At 64.4% G+C, this 18,590-nt stretch carries 23 protein-coding genes and 2 tRNA genes; 16 read left to right on the forward strand and 9 right to left on the reverse strand.

Going from position 1 to position 18,590, the window contains the following annotated elements; genetic code table 11:
- Positions 1–17: 17 nt before the first annotated feature.
- Positions 18–563 carry an NUDIX hydrolase gene (locus U5A57_RS24790; RefSeq protein WP_321914272.1) on the reverse strand — a complete coding sequence of 182 codons (546 nt, stop codon included), beginning with the start codon at positions 561–563 and terminating at the stop codon, positions 18–20.
- A 193-nt stretch (positions 564–756) separates the two neighbouring features.
- Positions 757–833: transfer RNA gene (locus U5A57_RS24795), tRNA-Met, on the reverse strand.
- A 203-nt stretch (positions 834–1,036) separates the two neighbouring features.
- Between U5A57_RS24795 and U5A57_RS24800 the strand changes: the two genes are divergently transcribed.
- From U5A57_RS24800 to U5A57_RS24820, 5 genes are all read left to right on the forward strand, one after another.
- Positions 1,037–1,534, forward strand: coding sequence for a heme-degrading domain-containing protein (locus U5A57_RS24800; RefSeq protein ID WP_321914273.1), 498 nt, complete (start codon positions 1,037–1,039; stop codon positions 1,532–1,534).
- A 4-nt stretch (positions 1,535–1,538) separates the two neighbouring features.
- Positions 1,539–1,886 (forward strand): DMT family transporter, encoded by a 348-nt coding sequence (locus tag U5A57_RS24805; protein WP_158757954.1) that lies wholly within the window; start codon positions 1,539–1,541, stop codon positions 1,884–1,886.
- A gap of 131 nt (positions 1,887–2,017) precedes the next feature.
- Entirely contained in the window at positions 2,018–2,302 is a 285-nt protein-coding gene (locus U5A57_RS24810) for a DUF1488 domain-containing protein (RefSeq protein WP_321914274.1), read from the forward strand.
- 63 nt (positions 2,303–2,365) lie between these two features.
- Positions 2,366–3,076, forward strand: coding sequence for a TetR/AcrR family transcriptional regulator (locus U5A57_RS24815; protein WP_321914275.1), 711 nt, complete (start codon positions 2,366–2,368; stop codon positions 3,074–3,076).
- A gap of 74 nt (positions 3,077–3,150) precedes the next feature.
- Positions 3,151–4,308 (forward strand): enoyl-CoA hydratase/isomerase family protein, encoded by a 1,158-nt coding sequence (locus U5A57_RS24820; RefSeq protein ID WP_321914276.1) that lies wholly within the window; start codon positions 3,151–3,153, stop codon positions 4,306–4,308.
- Between the two features lie 92 nt (positions 4,309–4,400).
- Here the strand turns inward: U5A57_RS24820 and U5A57_RS24825 are convergent, their stop codons facing one another.
- A complete protein-coding gene (locus U5A57_RS24825; protein ID WP_321914277.1) occupies positions 4,401–4,826 on the reverse strand; it encodes a hypothetical protein in 426 nt (141 codons plus the stop codon).
- 407 nt (positions 4,827–5,233) lie between these two features.
- On the opposite strand from U5A57_RS24825, the gene ssuD reads away from it, so the two are divergent.
- The 5 genes from ssuD to U5A57_RS24850 all read left to right on the forward strand — a co-directional run bounded on the left by ssuD (position 5,234) and on the right by U5A57_RS24850 (position 8,766).
- Complete coding sequence (gene ssuD, locus U5A57_RS24830; protein WP_321914278.1) at positions 5,234–6,391, forward strand: FMNH2-dependent alkanesulfonate monooxygenase; 1,158 nt, start codon at positions 5,234–5,236, stop codon at positions 6,389–6,391.
- A gap of 107 nt (positions 6,392–6,498) precedes the next feature.
- On the forward strand, positions 6,499–7,287 hold the full coding sequence (ssuC, locus tag U5A57_RS24835; protein ID WP_321914324.1) for an aliphatic sulfonate ABC transporter permease SsuC: 789 nt from the start codon (positions 6,499–6,501) through the stop codon (positions 7,285–7,287).
- Positions 7,284–8,165, forward strand: a complete 882-nt coding sequence (locus U5A57_RS24840; RefSeq protein ID WP_321914279.1) for an ATP-binding cassette domain-containing protein — start codon at positions 7,284–7,286, stop codon at positions 8,163–8,165. The genes ssuC and U5A57_RS24840 overlap by 4 nt, the downstream gene beginning before the upstream one ends.
- 51 nt (positions 8,166–8,216) lie before the next feature.
- Positions 8,217–8,432: a TOBE domain-containing protein gene (locus tag U5A57_RS24845; protein ID WP_028204871.1), complete on the forward strand. Its 216-nt coding sequence runs from the start codon at positions 8,217–8,219 to the stop codon at positions 8,430–8,432.
- A gap of 85 nt (positions 8,433–8,517) precedes the next feature.
- The gene (locus tag U5A57_RS24850) at positions 8,518–8,766 is read left to right on the forward strand and encodes a DUF6566 family protein (protein WP_321914280.1); all 249 of its coding nucleotides are present in this window, start codon (positions 8,518–8,520) and stop codon (positions 8,764–8,766) included.
- On the opposite strand, the gene U5A57_RS24855 is transcribed toward U5A57_RS24850, so the two are convergent.
- Both U5A57_RS24855 and U5A57_RS24860 read right to left on the reverse strand, forming a co-directional pair.
- On the reverse strand, positions 8,763–9,689 hold the full coding sequence (locus U5A57_RS24855) for a DnaJ C-terminal domain-containing protein (protein WP_321914281.1): 927 nt from the start codon (positions 9,687–9,689) through the stop codon (positions 8,763–8,765). The genes U5A57_RS24850 and U5A57_RS24855 overlap by 4 nt on opposite strands.
- A gap of 369 nt (positions 9,690–10,058) precedes the next feature.
- Positions 10,059–10,730 carry a SagB/ThcOx family dehydrogenase gene (locus U5A57_RS24860; RefSeq protein WP_321914282.1) on the reverse strand — a complete coding sequence of 224 codons (672 nt, stop codon included), beginning with the start codon at positions 10,728–10,730 and terminating at the stop codon, positions 10,059–10,061.
- A gap of 315 nt (positions 10,731–11,045) precedes the next feature.
- Between U5A57_RS24860 and U5A57_RS24865 the strand changes: the two genes are divergently transcribed.
- Positions 11,046–11,381, forward strand: coding sequence for a hypothetical protein (locus U5A57_RS24865; RefSeq protein ID WP_321914283.1), 336 nt, complete (start codon positions 11,046–11,048; stop codon positions 11,379–11,381).
- A gap of 1,019 nt (positions 11,382–12,400) precedes the next feature.
- The gene (locus U5A57_RS24870) at positions 12,401–12,655 is read left to right on the forward strand and encodes a hypothetical protein (RefSeq protein ID WP_321914284.1); all 255 of its coding nucleotides are present in this window, start codon (positions 12,401–12,403) and stop codon (positions 12,653–12,655) included.
- 56 nt (positions 12,656–12,711) lie between these two features.
- On the opposite strand, the gene U5A57_RS24875 is transcribed toward U5A57_RS24870, so the two are convergent.
- Together U5A57_RS24875 and dusA are read right to left on the reverse strand one after the other, a co-directional pair.
- Positions 12,712–12,787, reverse strand: a tRNA-His gene (locus U5A57_RS24875).
- A 90-nt stretch (positions 12,788–12,877) separates the two neighbouring features.
- Positions 12,878–13,879, reverse strand: a complete 1,002-nt coding sequence (dusA, locus tag U5A57_RS24880) for a tRNA dihydrouridine(20/20a) synthase DusA (protein WP_321914285.1) — start codon at positions 13,877–13,879, stop codon at positions 12,878–12,880.
- Between the two features lie 417 nt (positions 13,880–14,296).
- On the opposite strand from dusA, the gene U5A57_RS24885 reads away from it, so the two are divergent.
- Positions 14,297–14,569, forward strand: coding sequence for a hypothetical protein (locus U5A57_RS24885; protein WP_028204875.1), 273 nt, complete (start codon positions 14,297–14,299; stop codon positions 14,567–14,569).
- 100 nt (positions 14,570–14,669) lie between these two features.
- Here the strand turns inward: U5A57_RS24885 and U5A57_RS24890 are convergent, their stop codons facing one another.
- Positions 14,670–14,792 carry a hypothetical protein gene (locus tag U5A57_RS24890; protein ID WP_321914286.1) on the reverse strand — a complete coding sequence of 41 codons (123 nt, stop codon included), beginning with the start codon at positions 14,790–14,792 and terminating at the stop codon, positions 14,670–14,672.
- A gap of 76 nt (positions 14,793–14,868) precedes the next feature.
- On the opposite strand from U5A57_RS24890, the gene U5A57_RS24895 reads away from it, so the two are divergent.
- From U5A57_RS24895 to U5A57_RS24905, 3 genes are all read left to right on the forward strand, one after another.
- Positions 14,869–15,921, forward strand: a complete 1,053-nt coding sequence (locus U5A57_RS24895) for an NADP(H)-dependent aldo-keto reductase (RefSeq protein WP_321914287.1) — start codon at positions 14,869–14,871, stop codon at positions 15,919–15,921.
- Between the two features lie 195 nt (positions 15,922–16,116).
- On the forward strand, positions 16,117–17,178 hold the full coding sequence (locus tag U5A57_RS24900) for a permease (RefSeq protein ID WP_321914288.1): 1,062 nt from the start codon (positions 16,117–16,119) through the stop codon (positions 17,176–17,178).
- Between the two features lie 104 nt (positions 17,179–17,282).
- Positions 17,283–17,705: a hypothetical protein gene (locus tag U5A57_RS24905; protein ID WP_321914289.1), complete on the forward strand. Its 423-nt coding sequence runs from the start codon at positions 17,283–17,285 to the stop codon at positions 17,703–17,705.
- A 45-nt stretch (positions 17,706–17,750) separates the two neighbouring features.
- Here the strand turns inward: U5A57_RS24905 and U5A57_RS24910 are convergent, their stop codons facing one another.
- Positions 17,751–18,587, reverse strand: coding sequence for an ABC transporter permease (locus tag U5A57_RS24910; protein ID WP_415774055.1), 837 nt, complete (start codon positions 18,585–18,587; stop codon positions 17,751–17,753).
- Positions 18,588–18,590 lie beyond the last annotated feature (3 nt).

Consider the following 18,590-nt stretch of genomic DNA (forward strand, 5'->3'; position numbering starts at 1 on the left):
CGCAGTCGGAAGAACAGTCAGCCGTCGCGCAGCGAGCGCAGGACGTCGCCGGTGTGCAGCCCGAAGCTGCCGGACTGGCGATCGGCGAAGAAACAGCGCAGCGTCTGCCCGACCGTTGGGAACGCAATCTCGTCCCAGGGAATCTCGTGCTCTTCGAATAGCCGCACTTCGAGGCTTTCTTCACCGGCTGCGATATCGAGGTCGAGCAGGCGCGCGAGATAGAACAGATGCACCTGGTGCACGCGCGGCACGTTCAGGAGTGAAAAGAGGTTCTGCACCTCGACGCGCGCGCCGGCTTCTTCCAGCGTTTCGCGCGCCGCGGCTTCGGCGGTCGTCTCGCCCATCTCCATGAAGCCGGCGGGCAGCGTCCAGTAGCCGTAGCGCGGCTCGATGGCGCGGCGGCACAACAGCACCTTGTCTTCCCAGACCGGAACCGTGCCGACCACGTTGCGCGGATTCTGATAGTGAATGGTGCCGCAGTGTGAGCAGACGTAGCGTTCGCGATTGTCGCCGGGCGGAATGAGCAGGCTGACCGCCTGACCGCAAGTCGAGCAGAATTTCATGGGCACGATAGGGGGATGGGTGATGCGAGTTTATCACCGCTCAGATCGTCGCTCATGTGCTCGCAGGGAAATGGCAAGAATGCCACCTCGTGAGGATCGCGCTTTGGAGTGCGTGCCTTGAAGGTCGCGCTGCGAAGGCGGTAAACGGAAAAAGGGTTACAGGCCGATGACCTGTAACCCTTTCGAATTCTGCTGGTTGCGGGGGTAGGATTTGAACCTACGACCTTCGGGTTATGAGCCCGACGAGCTGCCAGACTGCTCCACCCCGCGTCCGTCGAAGAAAAGATTATATGACAGTTCGCGCCGCGTTGCAACAACAAATGACGGTCGCCTTTCCACGCGTTTGCAAAATGTTTGCGGGGCGCACGTGCCATGGCTTGCGAGGCCGTCAGGATAGAATCGGGGCTCGGTCGGCGCAACGTTCACGCTGCGCCTTGGTTCTTCATGCGCACCGCGCTTCACACGCTTCTTCCATGGACATTCCCCTCGACCTGCAATCGATAGCCGCGCAGGAGCACGCGCTGGTGTTTCCCCGTTTCGACGCCGATCGCGCCTGGCAGCTCGGCTCGCATCTGCATGAACTTGCGCGTGCCCGCGCGGTGCCCGTCGCCATCGACGTGCGCACGTTCGGCCAGCAGCTCTTTTTCTGCGCGCTCGACGGCGCCACGCCCGACAACGCCGACTGGGTGCGCCGCAAGTCGCGCGTGGTCGAGCACTTTCGGCGCAGCTCCTATGCGATCGGCTTGCGCATGCAGCAAACCGGCACGACGCTCGCCGACAAGCACGGCTTGCCCATCACCGATTTCGCACCGCATGGCGGCTCGTTCCCGCTTACGGTCGCGGGCGCGGGCGTGATCGGCTCGGTCACCGTCTCGGGGCTGCCACAGCGCGCCGATCATGAACTGGTGGTCGAGGCGCTTTGTGCGCAACTCGACGTCGACTATGCGCAACTCGCGCTCGCGAAGGTCTAAAACGATGCGCTTTCCCGCACTCTCAGCCTGGACCTGGCTCGTCATCGCGATCGTCGCGGAAGTCATCGCCACTTCTGCACTGCGCGCTTCGGATGGTTTCACGCGGCTCGTGCCCTCGGCGATCGTCGTGGTGGGGTATGGCATCGCGTTCTATGGGCTCTCGCTCACCTTGCGCAGTTTGCCCGTCGGCATCGTCTACGCGGTGTGGTCGGGCGTGGGCATCGTGCTCATCACGCTGGTGGCGATGGCGCTCTATCGGCAGGTGCCCGATCTGCCGGCCGTGCTCGGGCTCGGCCTCATCGTGGCCGGCGTGGTCGTGCTGAATCTGTTCTCGAAGATGCAGGCGCACTGAAAGCTGACGCTGCTGCGGCCACATTCGCGCCAGACATCGCGTCTCGCGCGTAGTATGGCCGGTTACCGCCGCGCACCGCGTGGTCCTGCGGCGGCAGTGCTTTCTGCTGGTTTTCCCCATTGGGGCTGGACATGATCATTCGTTTTCCCGCCGACGCGCCGCTCTATCGCGACGCCAATCTGACCGTGGTCTTCCCCGCACTCGTCGACGGCACACGCGTACCGTGCGCGATTTCCGTCGAGGCGCTCGAGGACCATTTCGGCGCGCTGCCGGCGAGCCGCGACGCGTCGATGCAGGCGTTCGACGCGGGTCGTCCGCGCATCGAGGCCGTGGCACGCGCCCATCTCGAACTCAGCAATGGCACGCCGGTGCTGCTCAAGAGCGGACACTTTCCGCCCGGACGCCTGGATTCGTAGTGCAGGGCGCGCCCGCCCGGGCGTCACAGGACATTTCGGTTACGGCAACCGCCAGGCGTCGTCATGGGAATCGTCGAACGCAAGCATCGCGAACTGCCAGCCAGGCAAGCAGCGCGCGCGCACGACCGGCGCGAGCGCATTCTCGATGCTGCGCGCCGCATCGTCATGCGCGAAGGCCTCGCCGCGCTCTCGATGCGCAAGATCGCCGACGCGATCGGATATTCGCCAGCGTCCCTCTACCTGCATTTCTCGGGCCGCGACGAGATTGCCGAGGCGCTCGGTCAAGAGGGTTGCGCGCAACTGCTTGCGCAGCTCGAACCACTCACGCTGATCGCCGACGCGCGCGAGCGGCTTCATGCGCTCGCACACGCCTACGTGGCTTATGGCTGCGACCATCCGCAGACTTACGAACTCATCTTCATGGCGCGCAAGGCGCGCCCGGCGCATGCGGAGCCGGCCGCGCGCCGTCAGAACGACGCGCCTGTTGCGGTTGATGAACCTGACACAGACGCCGCGCCGGCCTGCGGCGCGCAGCTCTTTGCCGCTACGCTCTCCGCACTCGCACCGGCGAGCGGGGCGCGTGTCGACAGCGCCGTGCTCGCGCAGTCGCTTTGGGCAACGCTGCACGGCGTGGTGATGCTCACGCTCGCACGTGCCGGCTTTCAGCACGCCGCACCCGGTCCGTTGATCGACGCCACGCTCGATGCCTGGTTCGGCACGCGCGCCGCCGCGGCTACGCCGTCGACCGCGCCAGCGCCTCGGGTGGCGACGTGATAGCCTCAAGCAGTCTGTGACCGCACCTCACGCGATCTGAAGATGCCGCTCATCGTTCCGCCTTGCCAATCGCCATGTCACACGAAGCCAACGCAAGCCCGACCGCAACCGATACCGACGCGCACGTGGTGACACGCGTAGCGAACCGTATCGGCTTTATCGAACTCGAACGCCCGCAGGCGCTCAATGCGCTCACCACTGGCATGGTCCGCACGATGCACGCGGCGCTCGATCGCTGGCGCGACGACCCGGGCGTGCTCGCAGTGATCGTGCGCACGCGCCATGCGCGCGCGTTCTGCGCCGGCGGTGACATTCGATTCCTGTACGAGTCGTACCGCGCGGGCGATCAGGCGGCGCTCGACACGTTTTTCTCCGACGAATATCGCCTGAATCACGCCATCTTCACGTTTCCGAAACCGTATATCGCGCTGCTCAACGGTGTGGTCATGGGCGGCGGCATGGGCATCTCGCAGGGCGCGCATCGCACGGGCGGCCTGCGGCTCGTGGGGTCGAGCACGCGCATGGCGATGCCGGAGACGCGCATTGGCCTCTTTCCCGATGTCGGCATGGGCTGGTTCCTTGCGCGCACGCCTGGCGCGATTGGCCGGTATCTCGCGGTGACCGGCGAGACGCTCGACCAGGCGAGCGGGGTCTATGCGGGCCTCGCCGACGCGTCGCTAGACGAGGCCGCGTGGCCCGCGCTGCTCGATGCGCTCGAGAGCGAGCCGTTCGCAAGTGGCGCGGAATTGGTCGCGCATATCCGACAGGCGGCGCTGCCCGCGGCCGAGTTGCAGCGCCTCGCCGAAGGTTCGTCGCTGGCTGCGGTTCGCGGCTGGATCGACCGGCATTTCTCGCTTGCCGATGTGCCAGCCATGCTGGCTTCGCTCGCAGCCGCGCAGCGCACGGGCGAAGGTGCGCAAGCCGAATGGGCAGGGCAGATGGTGGAGGTGCTGCGCGAGCGCTCGCCGCTTTCGATGGCGGTGTCGCTGGAGGTTGTGTCGCGCGCGGAAGGCACGATGGCCGACTGCCTGCGCCGCGACCTCGATCTCACGCGCTCGAGCTTCGCGATCGGCGACGTCATGGAGGGCATACGCGCACGCATTATCGACAAGGACAATCATCCGCAGTGGCGCTTTGCGAATATCGAGGATGTGCGCCGCGAAGACGTCGAGCGGATGTTCGAGAGTCCCTGGAGTCCGGCGGACCATCCGCTGCGCGAACTGATGGGTTGAGCTGGCTGGCGCGGGAGCAGGGGAGGAAAGCGGGAGGGAAAAGCGCGGCGGTCAAACACGGGCCGCGCATCGTGCACGGCCCGCAGGCGGGGTCAGTCTTCGGCAGTTTCGCTCATGAACGCGCGCATGAAAACGAGCGCGCCCCAGCCCCACATCGCATTCGAGGCGAAGCCCGTGGCCAGCCGCGGCAGCATGTTGCCGCTCGGCCAGATGCCGCGCAGCGGATCGACGACGAACACCATTGCCGCGGTGAGCACGATGCCGCCGAACACGAACGCCTGAACCCACGGCGCGGGCCGCGCAGGCGACACGCGCAGCAGCCACGCCATCAGAATGGCCCAGACGGCGCTCCAGATCGCGTTCACGAGGAACTCGGGCAGCCCGAGTGGCAGGAACGGGTCCGTCGAAAATCCGGCCGCGTTGGTAACCTGCGCGGCATGCAGGAGCGCGAGCGTTGCCTCGCGAAAAAAGAGCGACGCCAGAAAGCCGGAGATGAACGGCAGAATCAGTTTTTGCATGAAATCGTGCGAGAGCTTGCTTGGCCTCACCGCGCAATGAGCCTGTGGGAGCGTTCTCGCGCGCGGCGCGCCGGTGTTTTTGTGGGTGCGTGCGCCATTATATCGGCGCGCGGTGCGCGCGAGGCGCGCCGTATGCTAAAGCGTCGGGCAAAGCACGAAAGTGGAAAACCTAAGCTCAAAAAAATCGTTCTAAAGGGCGAGGGCCGTCCCTAGACTGGTTCCCCATGAAGACGGCGCCGCCGTCGCCGGGCGCCGCGCGTGGCGTACCGCGAACGCGCCGGCGCAATCCGTCAGCTGTCCAATCCTTTCAATTGAGCCATGAGCGGCGCGTTCGTTTGCGCGGCGCGCCCGCGCGCGTCTGCTGCAAGTTGCGCCCCATGTTTCGAAATTCCTGGCAGGAGCTACGCATGAATGTTTTCTGGTTCATTCCGACCCACGGCGACAGCCGCTATCTGGGCACGACCCAGGGCGCGCGCGCGGCCGATCTCGCGTACTTCCAGCAGATCGCCGTGGCCGCCGATACGCTCGGCTACGAGGGCGTCCTGCTGCCCACGGGGCGCTCGTGCGAGGACGCATGGGTCGTGGCGTCCAGCCTCATCGCCGCGACGCGGCGCCTGAAGTTTCTCGTGGCGATCCGCCCAGGTCTTTCGTCGCCGGCGCTTTCCGCGCGCATGGCCGCCACGTTCGACCGGCTCTCCAATGGCCGTCTGCTCATCAATGTCGTGACGGGCGGCGACACGGCCGAACTGGAAGGCGATGGCTTTTTCGTCGATCACGACACCCGCTACGAAATCACCGACGAGTTCCTGCATATCTGGCGCCAGCTGCTCGCGGCATCGCACACGAACGAGGCGATCGACTTCGAAGGGCAGCATCTGCGCTCGGTCGGCGGCAAGGTCCTGTACCCGCCGGTGCAGCATCCGCATCCGCCGCTGTGGTTCGGCGGCTCTTCGCCGGCTGCGCACGCCATGGCGGGCGCGCACATCGACACGTATCTGACGTGGGGCGAGCCGCCCGAAGCCGTCGCGCGCAAGATCGCCGACATTCGTGCGCGCGCGGCCGAGCATGGGCGCACGATCCGCTTCGGCATCCGCCTGCATGTGATCGTGCGCGAGACCGAAGAGGAAGCGTGGGCCGCAGCCGACAAGCTCATCAGCCACCTCGACGACGAGACGGTTGCGCGCGCTCAGGCTGCGTTTGCGAAGATGGACTCGGAAGGGCAGCGCCGCATGGCTGCGCTGCACGGCGGCAAGCGCGGCACGCGCAAGGACCTCGAGGTGTATCCGAACCTGTGGGCGGGTGTGGGTCTCGTGCGTGGTGGCGCGGGCACGGCGCTCGTCGGCAATCCTGAACAGGTGGCGGCGCTCATGAAGGAATATGCGGCGCTTGGCATCGAGACCTTCATTTTGTCCGGCTATCCGCATCTGGAGGAATCCTATCGTTTTGCGGAGCTTGTATTCCCGCTGCTGCCGGGGCGCGCGGCGAAGGGCGCGGGCGGCCCGCTTTCGGGGCCGTTCGGCGAAGTGGTCGGCAATCACTATCTGCCGAAGGTGAGCCAGAGCTGAGGCACTGGACAAACGCAGCAATCGTGGAGAATGCAACGATGACGCAATCCGTAGTAACGGCCGCGCCCACCCGCGGTCCCGCAAGCCCCGACGGCGCACTGCGCGGTATGCGGGCATTTGTGCGGGCGAGCCGGCGGCGGATCGCGCCTTGGCTCGTGCCGCTGGCGGTGCTGGTGATCTGGGAGGTCGCCGCCAAAAGCGGCGCGCTCTCGACGCGTGTGCTGCCCGAGCCGCTCGCCGTGCTGCGGGCCGCCTGGTCGCTGATCGAGTCGGGCGAGATGTGGGCCGACGTGCGCGTGAGCACCTGGCGCGCGCTTTCGGGGTTCGCGATCGGTGGCGGCATCGGGCTCGTGCTTGGACTGGCTACGGGACTTTTCAAGCCCGTTGAAACCGCGCTCGACTCGACCGTGCAGATGGTCCGCAATATTCCGGCGCTCGCCATGATTCCGCTCGTGATCTTGTGGTTCGGCATTGGCGAGGAAGCAAAGGTCTTTCTCGTGGCGCTGGGCGTGTTCTTCCCGGTGTACGTGAATACGTTCCACGGCATCCGCTCGGTGGACGCCAACCTCGTGGAGATGGCGCGCAGCTACGGGCTCAAGGGTTTCGCGCTCTATCGCGAAGTGATATTGCCGGGGGCGTTGCCGTCGATACTCGTTGGCGTGCGCTTTGCGCTTGGCCTGATGTGGGTGACGCTGATCGTGGCCGAAACGATTTCCGCGCAATCGGGCATCGGATACATGACGATGAATGCGCGCGAATTCCTGCAAACCGACGTAGTGGTGGTCGGCATCCTGCTATACGCGGCGCTCGGCAAACTCGCTGATTGGCTGGCGAAGTGGCTCGAGCGCGTGGCGCTGCGCTGGCATCCCGCCTATCAACAGGAGAACGAAGCATGAGCGTGAGCCAGTTGGCATCGAACTACGGCGCAGGCCGGGACGGCTTTGAACGCGAGCCGGCGCGCGAACGCAACGGCCGTGCGCAGGTCGCCCGCGAAGGCGTGGCATTGCGCACGAATTCGCAGGGAGCGGACGCCGCCGTTGCACTGCGTGGCGTGGGAAAACGCTACGGCGAGCGTGCCGTGCTGAGCGGCTTTGACCTTGCGATCGAGCGCGGCAGCTTTGTTTCCATCGTCGGACGCAGCGGTTGCGGCAAGTCCACGCTGCTGCGTCTGATCGCAGGTCTCGAAGCGCCGGACGAGGGCGAGGTGCAACGGCGCGGCGCGGGTGGCGCGCCGCTCGACACGCGCATCATGTTCCAGGACGCACGCCTGCTGCCGTGGAAAACCGTGTTGCAGAACGTGATGCTCGGCCTCGGGCGACGTGCGCGCGACGACGCCCGCGCTGTGCTCGACGAGGTGGGCCTGCTTGCGCGCGCCGACGAGTGGCCCGCGCGACTCTCGGGCGGCCAGCGGCAGCGCGTGGCGCTTGCCCGCGCGCTGGTGCATCGTCCGAGCCTGTTGCTGCTAGACGAGCCGCTCGGTGCGCTCGACGCGCTCACGCGTATCGAGATGCATGCATTGATCGAGCGCTTGTGGCGCGAGCACCGCTTCACCGCGCTGCTGGTGACGCATGACGTGCACGAAGCCGTCGCGCTGGGCGACCGCATTCTGCTCGTCGAGGCGGGGCGTATCGCGCTCGATCAGACCGTGCCGCTCGAACGCCCGCGTGCGCGAGTGGACGCGCGCTTCGCTGCGCTCGAGGAGAGCGTTCTGCAGCGCGTGCTCGGCCACGGCGCGCAGCCAGCCACCGGGCGGCCTTCGGGCGCGGCGGCTTGAATCGTTTATCAGGAATCCTCTTTTTATACTCGAACTCCCGGAGCCTAACTTATGAGCATTACCGCCATCAACGTGCGCAACCAGTTTCGCGGCAAGATCAAGGAGATCATTCGCGGGCCCGTCGTTTCGGAAGTCGATGTCGACACGGCGTTCGGCATCGTGACTTCGGTGATTACCACGCGCTCGATCGACGAACTCGAGTTGAAAGTAGGATCGGAAGTGGTCGCGCTGGTGAAGTCCACGGAGGTGTCGATCGCGCGCCTGTGAAGCGGATCGCGCGTCGGGCCCGCCTGCGAGCCGCACAGGGGCGAAGTGCTAGCATGAACCGTCAGCAGAAGACGGAGAGGCGATCATGGAGCCGAAGGGCAACGACATGGGCGACTACCAGGAGCGCTACAAGGACTACGACATCGAAGTCGCGGTCGAGCAGGTGCTCACGGGTGTGAAGGCGCACTTTCGCGTGCTGAAGGGCGATACCGTTGTAGAGGACTGGCAGCTCGTGCATATCACGCGACTCTGGTCCACTGAGCACGCGGCGGCCCAGGCGGGCTTCGACGCCGCGCGCGCGTGGATCGATGCGCGCGGCGCGCAAGCTGGCTAGCGTTTGCCTTGCGAGCCCGAGGCAGGCGACTGGCTGGCCCGGCGCTCGGCAGCGGCGAACATGTCGCGGAGTTGCTGGCGCTCGGCGCCGCTCAGATGTGCGGCGGCGGCCGGCATGGTGAGCACGAGGTGCAGCGTGAGGATGCCGCGCGTGCCGTTGCGGTCCGCGAGCCCCTGGCCGGGCAGACGGATTGCCGTGCGCGCATTTGCGTTCGCTGGAATCTTCACCTCGAACGTGCGGCCGAGGACCTTCGCCTGGAGGCCGCCGCCCAGCATGGCAGTCACGAAGTCGATCTGCAGGTCGCAGGCAAGGTCGAGCCCGTTGCGCGTGAAGCCCGGGGCGCAAACGATGGAAACGGAAAACGTGGCGTCGCCGGGCGGCCCGCCATTCACGCCGGGATGGCCGCCGCCTGGCACCACCAGACGCTGACCGTCCCATGCTCCGCGAGGAATCTCGACAGCTTGCGATTTGCGCCACGTTTTCACGCCTGTGCCGTGACACTGCTCGCAAAGCGCGCCGCGATCTTCCTGCTCACACGCCGGACAGGGACCTTTGACAGGGTAGTGGGCTTGAACGCCGCCGCCGTCGAGTGCGACTTCGAGCGGCACGAATAGCTCGACGAGACAGTTCGCGCCGCGCATGGGCGGCGTCGCACGGCGGTGTCGCGTCGATGCTTCTCCGGTGCGGGTTTTGCTGGCCGGGTTTGCGGCGCCAGTTGTCCTGTCTGTTGGCGCGACGCGCCTGCCGCTCAGAATCTCGAAGGCTTCCTGAATGAGCTTGAACACCGGCTCGACCGTCGCCTCGCGTCCCTTGTTGCGGTCGGGGTGGTACTTCGCGCGCAAATGACGGTACGCGCGCTTGATCTCCGCCGGCGACGCAGTCTCCGGCAGCTGCAGCCGCCTGTAATATTCCTCGAAGCTCAAGGGCGTTCCCGGGTGTCTCTCGTGCACAGACGCAAAAAAGCCCGCAACCAGTGCGGGCTCATTTGTTCACTGCTGAATTCTTTGGGGGGCTGATGGGACTCGAACCCACGACAACAGGATTCAGAATCGAGTCGCCGAACAGCCAATTCAGGTTAAAAATCCAAGCCCTAGGATTTCGATTTCGGAATATATCGCACTTTGTCGACCCAACACTGGCGCGCGTTTGCAGCGACGTGTTCCGAAATTCCGATGCATTTTAGCCGGCATCGTAGACGTAGCGCCAGCGCTACAGCTTCGAGAAAAGCTGCGGAAGCTGTCCGATGCGCAGCTCAGCATGACGCCTCGTTGTACTGGCGTCTTTCGCTGTGTTCAGGCGGGAGGGCCTACCGGGATGAGATAGACGACAGTCTGGCCAGCAGGCAGGGCAAGCGCTTGCGCGGCTTTGTACCCGTCGACGGACCCAACGGGCACGGCGGCAAGCTTAAGGACGGCGGCCTGAAGCAGCATGTTCTGGACGGCATGCGCGGCCTCTTGCTGGGAGTAGGGAAGGTCCCGGGCGCCATACCGCTGGGAAAGCCGACTGGGGTCGGCGGCCACCGCGATGACGAGCGGCGCTGCCCCGACAGACGCTTGCCCGAGTGCAACGGCTTTCAACTTGGGTCGCAGGTCGGGCGTGGTGCGCGTCTCGGCCCGGTGGCCCTGTGGCAGGTAGTGCATGACCTCAGTGGCGCTCACCGCGTAGAGCTCAAGCGCGTACAAAGCGCCTGCCGAAGGAGACGCACGCTTGCCGTCTGGGCTGGTGATGCCCTGTCCAGCCCACAGCAACTGGCCGACCGTCTCGACTGGCAACGGTTCTGTGCCGAAGGTGCGCACGGATCTGCGTCGCGAAATGGCTTCTTCCAGGGAAACGGTGCCCGCGAAGGTGGGCTTGGGCAGTGCGATTTCATTGGTGTATTTAGCCTGGCTCGCCTGCGCGTGGCGGGTTCCCCCCTCAACGAGCGCCCCCGCGGCTACCAGAGCCAAAAGTTCACGGCGGTGCATGGTGCCTCCACGAGAGAATGAACAGACTCGTTGGCGGACCGCACAACCGGATGAAAGTCTGAAAGCCGAGGTGCCGCTGCAAGGCGAGTCGCGAAGTTCGGCTTGGCGCTGAGCGCTCCGCCAATGGGTTGACCAGCTTTGTCTCTTTCTGTGCGGGACAAGTCGACATTTCGTCAGACGAGGTGAAGCTTAGCTGCCGTGGAAGCCTAATCCAAGGTTTGCTTATCTCGCGCCAGCCACCGCAAGGACGGATTTCGAATCCGCTTGGCTCGCTTTTGCCCGCGGTTTTAGGCGAATGCCTGGAGGTTCGGCCCATTGTCATATTTCGTTGCTGTGGTGTCGGTGCTGAGTCCCGGCTTCACGTCGCGGAACGAGAGCGTCGGCCATGCTACTATTTCCTTTCAATTTGAAAGGAGACTGCTGATGGGTTGGAACATGCGCTTTGCCGACTACCGTGGTTATGACCTTCATTCGGAAACCATTGAGTGCCCCAATGAAATGTGGGTTTGGCGCGCGAAAGTGAGCAGGGGCACAGAACGCGACATTGCTTCGACGCAAGACCTGGAGACGGGCCACAGGACTCGGGACGATGCGGAAAGCGCCGGGTTCGCTTGGGGGCGCGCGAAGGTCGATGAAATCTTGATGGGCTAGGCGCGTCGCGCGCATTGGCTGCCTCTAGCGCGCTCCGCGTCGCTAGCCCTTTGCACAGGTTTGTCCACCGTTTTTGTGGACAACCGTGCGACCGAATCTGTGGATAAGCCCACGGCGGTTTCCAAACCTGTTCGCTCGCTGGGTCGCAGCAGGGGGCCACGGGAGCGGCGTGACAGGCGCACGCCTCTTTCGTGGGCGGCCAGTATGGGCTGCGCCTTTTGCTGTCGATGCCGACGTTCTGGCCGACGTTCGTGCTGTCGGCGCTGGTGAACGGGAAGCGCGTGAACACGTTTGGGTTGAGCGTGCGCAGGTCGTGGAGCTTGCAGACGGGGCGTCCGCCGCGATCGCATACGACGCCCACCACCTCGGCCATGCGCCGATGCCACAGCTCCGTGCCGACTGCGGCGTACTCTCCGGGGCTGCCAAGGCAGACGCTCGGTCACGCCAGGGCTAGACGTTCCAGGCGGCTGAGTGATTCGTGCAGGTGCCAGACCGGCGTGCCGACCCACGGAAGCGCCACGGCCATTCCTCGATCAGCACGTCAAGCGGACATGAAAGTCGTCGGCGATCGCTTCGTGGGAAGGAGCATTCATTAACCCGCGTGGCCGTTACGATGTGCTCGACGTGCACCAAGGCGTCCAGTGGTGGGCGCCATAGGGATCCGAGGATGAATTGAACGCTGCCTCTAGGTTTCGGGTGCGGTTTTGTTGCCGGTCTGTGGTTAACTCCTTCCGGATTTCACTCGAAAAGCAGGCACGACAAGCGATGTCGGCCGGATAGTCAGAAGAAACTTTGCCAATCGCCGGGGACAGACAATGGATACAAGGGATAAGGTGGGAGCCGCCCACGAGGCGTGGGTTATCGCTCGCGAAAAGGTTGCCAGAGAACTCCCGCGCCTGATCCTTGAATTGCCAGACGACGATTTAATACGCGCTCTGATTGCTGAGGAAGTCGCCGCGCATAGAGACTTCCTTGTCATTCGCGCTAGCGTAGGCTGCGCTCCCTAAGCGATGGTCGTCGTGCTGCTCGACTACGGGTTGGGGCAGCACTGTGCCAGACTCAATCGCTCAAAGCCTTATGCAGCGGGTGGCGGAAAGAGGGGCTTGGCGCGCCTCATCCAAAAAACCGGCGTCATCAGCCAATCGAAAGTCGGCTTTACCCGTTTTTCATTTTCTTCCCCGCGATTTGCGAGCTCGAATTCACAAGCGCAAATGCAAAAAAGCCCGCATAAAGCGGGCTTCATTTTGCATCGCATCTTCCAGAATCTGAAATGACATCTTCCAAAAATTCAGTTTCTGCGCTGCGAGCACTTATAAGTGCTTGAATTCTTTGGGGTGGCTGATGGGACTCGAACCCACGACAACAGGAATCACAATCCTGGACTCTACCAACTGAGCTACAGCCACCGCTGTTTTTTCTCAATCAGCGCTGCTTTGGAAGCGGCGTCAATCAAGAAGCAAGATTATATACACACCAAAGCAGACTTGCCTAGCCCTTTATTCAAGAATTTCATCCGCAACGCGCAAATATTCTCGCGCCTCGTCGAAGATCGCGAGATCTGCCTTCGCGAGCTTGCGGTTGTCCGAGAGGATGCGGCGCCATCCGCGCGCGCCTGCCACGCCGCGATAGAGACCCAGCGCATGGCGCACGATCGAGCCGAGGTAAGTGCCGCGCGCGATCTCGCTTGCGCAGTACTCGATGAGCTTCGCTTCCACTTCCTCGCGCGTGAGCGCGACTTCGGTTGCGCCATAGAAGCGCGCATCGACGTCGGCGAGCACATAGGGGTTGTGATAAGCCTCGCGGCCGAGCATCACGCCATCGACATGCTGTAAGTGCTGCTCGACTTCGTCGAGCGTTTTGATGCCGCCGTTGATGATGATTTCGAGCTGCGGGAAGTCGCGCTTGAGCCGGTACGCGTAGTCGTACTTGAGCGGCGGGATCTCGCGATTTTCCTTCGGGCTCAAGCCCTTCAGAATCGCGTTGCGCGCGTGGACGATGAAAACGTCGCAGCCCGCTTCGGCAATCGTGCCGACAAAGTCGCGCACGAACGCATAGTCCTCGACCGCATCCACGCCAATGCGGTGCTTGACCGTCACGGGCACGGAGACGACGTCGCGCATCGCCTTCACGCAGTCCGCCACGAGTCGCGGTTCGTTCATCAGGCACGCGCCGAATGCGCCGCGCTGCACGCGCTCGGACGGGCAGCCGCAGTTCAGGTTGATTTCGTCGTAACCCCACTGTTCGCCGAGCTTCGCGGCGCGCGCGAGGTCGTCGGGTTCGCTGCCGCCCAGCTGGAGCGCGACCGGCGCTTCGGCCGGCGTGAACGCGAGATGGCGCGGCACGTCGCCGTGGAGAAGGGCGCCCGTCGTCACCATCTCCGTATACAGCCACGCGTGCCGGGAGATGAAGCGATGCAGCGAGCGGCAGTGGCGATCGGTCCAGTCCATCATCGGCGCGACGGAAACGCGGCGGGGGCTGGCTTGACGGTTGGCGGACATGGCGATGGGAAACCGGTGAGTAACGGCTGGCGTGGATCAACCTTGCATTTTAACGCATACGGGCGCGGCTCTTCGTACCCTTTGCGCACTGCGCCAATTTGCCAAATGCCCATGCAGGAAGCGCGCCTGATGGCCATTTTCGGCCGAAAAACCCTACTTCAATTATGTAATTCCCAAGCAATTTGCTGCGTCGCGCAAATTTTTTTGAGCGTGTTTTTAGGGTCTGTTCGTCGCTCAGCCTTGTCAGAATTGCCTGACGCGATTGTTGTGGAATGGAGAATAGTAAATTCGGAGTATCGCGATTATTTTCTGATAGTAGGTGTATACACTGAGTTTCGTTGACGCAGCTCGTGGGCACTGACCTCCCAGGCGCGGCGCCTTCCCGATCCGCAATTGAACCTGATATTGGAGTCCACCATGAAGACCAAACTCATCGCAGCGCTGCTGGTCGCAGCTACCGCTTCTGTTGCCGCTCCGGCGTTCGCCAGCGGCTATGGTCCGGCACCGTTCTATCGCCCGGACGTTGGCGCGCCGGCTTCGCAGCGTGGCCAGAGCGTTCAGACCGTGGCCGCCGAGCGCGTCCAGGAACAAGGCGCCCAAACGGCATACGGCGGCGTCGCCGGTTCGGCTTCGCAGTCGGGCAGCCACGCGAAGGCCACGGGCCCGCAATCGGTCTTCTTCGGCCAGTAAGCCGCACTGAAGTTGCCGGGCCGCTCGCCAGTCGGGCGGCCTGAAGAAGCCGGATGTCGTTTCGACGTCCGGCTTTTTTGCTTTTGAGGCGAGCGCCTTCTCAGGAGGCGCCGCGAACACGCTGGTCGATGGCCTCGCGAATGCGGTCGAAAGCGGCGTCGAAGGCGTTGTCCTGGTTCGGGAAGCGGCCGGCCGCAGCACATTCAGCGGATTCTGGCCGCATTCAGCATTCCCTGAAAAAATTCCCGCGGCGTGATAGCGTCAGCGTTTCCCCAACCGAACTGACGGATAACGTTTCCATGGAATACCGCACACTCGGCGATACCGACGTCAAGGTGAGCCTGATCGGGCTCGGCACGATGACGTGGGGCGAGCAGAACACGGAGCGCGAGGCGCACGAACAGATCGACTACGCGCTCGACCAGGGCGTCACGCTGATCGACGCGGCTGAAATGTACCCCGTGCCGCCGCGCCCGGAGACGCAAGGGCAGACCGAGCGTTTCATCGGGACCTGGCTCGCGCAGCATCGCGCGGCACGCGAGCGCATCGTGCTCGCCACCAAAATTGCGGGCCCGGCTCGCCAGCCGCACAATCCGCAGCACATTCGCGGGCCGCAGAACCAGTTCGACCGCAAGAATCTGACCGAGGCGCTCGATGGCAGCCTGAAGCGCCTGCAGACCGATTACGTCGATCTGTATCAGCTGCACTGGCCCGACCGCAGCACGATGACGTTCGGCCGCAACATGTATCCGTATCTCGACGACGCGTACACGGTGCCGATCGAGGAAACGCTCAGCGTGCTCGCCGATTTCGTGAAGGCCGGGAAGGTCCGCCATATCGGCGTGTCGAACGAAACGCCGTGGGGTGTTGCGCAGTTCCTGCGCGCCTCCGAAAAGCTGGGGCTGCCGCGCATCGTCAGCATTCAGAATCCGTATAGCCTGCTCAATCGCACGTTCGAAAGCGGCCTGTCCGAATTCGCACATCGCGAAGGCGTGGGCCTGCTCGCGTATTCGCCGCTCGCGTTTGGCTGGCTGTCGGGCAAGTACGAGGGCGGGGCGCGTCCGGAAGGCGCGCGCATCACGCGGTTTGAGCGTTTCAAGCGCTACAGCAAGCCGGAATCGGTGGCCGCGACCACGCGCTACGTGGAACTCGCCCGGGCGCACGGCTATACGCCCGCGCAGTTCGCGCTCGCTTTCGTCAACAGCCGGCCGTTCCTCACCAGCAATCTGATCGGCGCGACCTCGCTCGAGCAGTTGAAGGAAAACATCGCCAGCGCCAACGTCAAGCTCACCCCCGAATTGCTCGCGCAGATCGACGTGCTGCACGAGCAGCAGCCTAATCCTGCCCCTTAAGCGGAATAGCAGGGCGCAGCGCGGTCCCTTCCGGGCCGCGCTGCGCTGCGCCGCGTTAGCGGCTAACTCGGCAAAGTCGTTGGCGATTCGCAAGGCATACACTACGATCCAGCATGCGCTGGTTGGGGCACCATCACGCTTCGTGTGACGGCGCCCCGACCGGCCGTCCATACGCTCAAGCCCGGAGAATTCAAAATGACGAGCGCACGTCCAGCGCAATCACCTCCGTCCTATGGCTGGCCCATTTTTATTTTGCTTGCGGTGGCCGGTCTCTTCTACGTGAAGTGGTTCCCGTACTATCACCGCGCATTCACCGCCGAGGAAACCCACTCCATCGGCAAATCGATCCTGATGGGCGGCGCGTCCACAGCGCCGGATCCCTCGTTCTCCGCCGCGCTCGATTACGCCTTCGCCTATGGCAAGGCGATCTGGCAGGCCATGGTGCTCGGTTTGCTGCTCGGCTCCGGCGTGCAGGCGCTCCTGCCCGTGCAATGGGTCGCGCGCGTACTCGGCCGGCGCGGCTTTGGCAGCGTGGCGGCGGGAGGCCTGCTCGCGGTGCCCGGCATGATGTGCACCTGCTGCGCCGCGCCCGTGGTCGTGGGCCTGCGCGCACGCAATGCGTCGGCAGGCGGCGCGATTGCATTCTGGCTCGGCAACTCCGTGCTCAACCCCGCCACGCTCGTGTTCATGGGCTTCGTGCTGGGCTGGCAGTGGAGCGCGCTGCGCCTCGCGCTGGGCCTGTTGATGGTGTTCGGCCTTGGCTGGGTTTGCAACCGGCTCGTCACGCCTGAAGAGTCGCGTGCCGCCGAAGACCGCCTGGCGCTTCTCACTGAGCAACAGGCGCAAGGCGGCAACGTCTTCGTGCGCTGGGTGCGCATCTTCGCGCGCATGGCCGTGCGTCTCGTGCCGGAGTACATCGTGCTCGTGCTGCTGCTCGGCGCCGCGCGCGCGTGGCTCTTTCCGCATATCGGCCCGGAAGTGACGAGCAGCCTTGGCTGGATCGTCACCTTCGCCGTGGTCGGCATGCTGTTCGTGATCCCCACGGCCGGCGAAGTCCCCATCATCCAGGCGATGCTCGCACTCGGCATGGGCGTGGGGCCCGCGGGCGCGCTCCTGATGACGCTGCCGCCCGTGAGCGTGCCGTCGTTCGCGATGCTGGCGGGCTCGTTCCGGCCGCGCATGCTGGCAATCGTCGGCACGACGGTGGTGTTCTTCGGCATCGTCGCGGGGCTCGCGGCGGTGACCCTGGGCTTCTAGCGACGCCGGGACGAGGCAAGCGCCATGCGTCCCGCGTCGGCATTCTTGTAATACGCGGGCGGTTCGCCGTCCGCCACGGAGCGGGCCTCGGCCCGAAAACCAGCATGGCAAAGCAGAAAACCAATCCGAAACTCGAGCAGGCGCTCACGCGCGGCGACCTCGCCATCCGCCAGGCCAATTCGGCCCGCGCCACGGCGGTGCTGCGCGCGCTCGGCAAGATGATCGTCGAGGCTTCGGCCACCATCGGCGTCGAAGCGGACACCTCGATTCCTGACGGCGATCGCATTTACGACCCGGCAGACGGTCTGTGGCCGCAGTCGCTGCTGGTTTCGCTCGATGGCCCGGTGGAGGAGTCGGACCCGGAAGAGATCCGCACGGTGCGTTTGCTCGCCCAGACCCAATCGACGATGTTTCGCGTGGAATGGCATCGCGCCGACGGCAAGATCGGCCGCCAGGAAGGCGGCCCGTTCGCGACGGTCGCGTTTATTTCGGACGTCGATATTCCCTGGGGAGACGACGAGGACTGAGTGCCTCGCGATGCCTTGGCGTGCCTTAATGTGCTTAAACGTCCTTCAACGCATCATGCGCCGGCGAAACAGCACCGAAGCGATCGCGAACGGCACCACCACGTAAATCGCGAGCACGAGCAGGTGCAGCCCGGCCTGCTCGACAGGCCGGTCGAGCATGGCGGGGCGGATCAACGCGACGGCGTGCGCGAGCGGCAGCATCAGCGTGATGTGCTGCGCGGCCGCGGGCAACTGTGCGATCGGGAAGAACACGCCCGAGAGCAGCAGCATGGGCGTGAGCACGAGCGTTTGATAGAACATGAAGAAGTCGTAGGACGGCGCGAGCGCGGTGACGATCATCGCGCAGCTCGCGAACGCGAGGCCCGCAAGCGCGATCACGGGCAGCGCGAGCAGCATGGAAGGAAAACTCGCGTAGCCGAGCAAACCGGCCACCACCATGATCGCCGCGCCCGAGAGCATCGACTTGCTCGCGGCCCACATGACTTCGCCTAGCACGACGTCGCCAAGCGTGAGCGGCGTGTGCATGATCGCCTCCCACGTGCGCTGCACGTGCATGCGCGAGAAGCCCGAGTACATTGACTCGAAGCTCGCCGACATCATGACCGAGGACGACACCGTCCCCGCCGCGAGAAACGCGATGTACGAGACGCCGTCGACGTGCCCCACCATCAGCCCAAGCCCGAAGCCGAGACCGAAGAGATAGATCATCGGGTCGGCGAGATTGCCGAACATCGACGCAAGGGCGAGCTTGCGCCAGACCAGATAATTGCGCCGCCACACGGCGATCCAGTGCGTGGCGTTCGAAGGCAGCGCGGCGCGCGGCTCGCGCATGGGCGCCTGGGTGGGGCGCGAGGGCGTCGGGTTGTTGGTGCGTGTCTGCATGGT

This window comes from Paraburkholderia sp. J11-2 (assembly GCF_905220185.1).
Lineage (GTDB): Bacteria > Pseudomonadota > Gammaproteobacteria > Burkholderiales > Burkholderiaceae > Paraburkholderia.

Excerpts from the sequence above, each read along its gene's own strand:
- U5A57_RS24845 (WP_028204871.1), top strand. The coding sequence starts at position 8,217 with ATGAGCATTACCGCCATCAACGTGCGCAACCAGTTTCGCGGCAAGATC.
- U5A57_RS24825 (WP_321914277.1), bottom strand. The coding sequence starts at position 4,826 with ATGCAAAAACTGATTCTGCCGTTCATCTCCGGCTTTCTGGCGTCGCTC.
- U5A57_RS24840 (WP_321914279.1), top strand. The coding sequence starts at position 7,284 with ATGAGCGTGAGCCAGTTGGCATCGAACTACGGCGCAGGCCGGGACGGC.
- U5A57_RS24900 (WP_321914288.1), top strand. The coding sequence starts at position 16,117 with ATGACGAGCGCACGTCCAGCGCAATCACCTCCGTCCTATGGCTGGCCC.
- U5A57_RS24890 (WP_321914286.1), bottom strand. The coding sequence starts at position 14,792 with ATGCGGCCAGAATCCGCTGAATGTGCTGCGGCCGGCCGCTTCCCGAAC.
- U5A57_RS24895 (WP_321914287.1), top strand. The coding sequence starts at position 14,869 with ATGGAATACCGCACACTCGGCGATACCGACGTCAAGGTGAGCCTGATC.
- U5A57_RS24815 (WP_321914275.1), top strand. The coding sequence starts at position 2,366 with ATGGGAATCGTCGAACGCAAGCATCGCGAACTGCCAGCCAGGCAAGCA.
- U5A57_RS24810 (WP_321914274.1), top strand. The coding sequence starts at position 2,018 with ATGATCATTCGTTTTCCCGCCGACGCGCCGCTCTATCGCGACGCCAAT.
- U5A57_RS24850 (WP_321914280.1), top strand. The coding sequence starts at position 8,518 with ATGGAGCCGAAGGGCAACGACATGGGCGACTACCAGGAGCGCTACAAG.
- U5A57_RS24885 (WP_028204875.1), top strand. The coding sequence starts at position 14,297 with ATGAAGACCAAACTCATCGCAGCGCTGCTGGTCGCAGCTACCGCTTCT.
- U5A57_RS24905 (WP_321914289.1), top strand. The coding sequence starts at position 17,283 with ATGGCAAAGCAGAAAACCAATCCGAAACTCGAGCAGGCGCTCACGCGC.
- U5A57_RS24790 (WP_321914272.1), bottom strand. The coding sequence starts at position 563 with ATGAAATTCTGCTCGACTTGCGGTCAGGCGGTCAGCCTGCTCATTCCG.
- U5A57_RS24800 (WP_321914273.1), top strand. The coding sequence starts at position 1,037 with ATGGACATTCCCCTCGACCTGCAATCGATAGCCGCGCAGGAGCACGCG.
- ssuD (WP_321914278.1), top strand. The coding sequence starts at position 5,234 with ATGAATGTTTTCTGGTTCATTCCGACCCACGGCGACAGCCGCTATCTG.
- dusA (WP_321914285.1), bottom strand. The coding sequence starts at position 13,879 with ATGTCCGCCAACCGTCAAGCCAGCCCCCGCCGCGTTTCCGTCGCGCCG.
- U5A57_RS24820 (WP_321914276.1), top strand. The coding sequence starts at position 3,151 with ATGTCACACGAAGCCAACGCAAGCCCGACCGCAACCGATACCGACGCG.
- U5A57_RS24910 (WP_415774055.1), bottom strand. The coding sequence starts at position 18,587 with ATGCAGACACGCACCAACAACCCGACGCCCTCGCGCCCCACCCAGGCG.
- U5A57_RS24860 (WP_321914282.1), bottom strand. The coding sequence starts at position 10,730 with ATGCACCGCCGTGAACTTTTGGCTCTGGTAGCCGCGGGGGCGCTCGTT.
- ssuC (WP_321914324.1), top strand. The coding sequence starts at position 6,499 with ATGCGGGCATTTGTGCGGGCGAGCCGGCGGCGGATCGCGCCTTGGCTC.
- U5A57_RS24805 (WP_158757954.1), top strand. The coding sequence starts at position 1,539 with ATGCGCTTTCCCGCACTCTCAGCCTGGACCTGGCTCGTCATCGCGATC.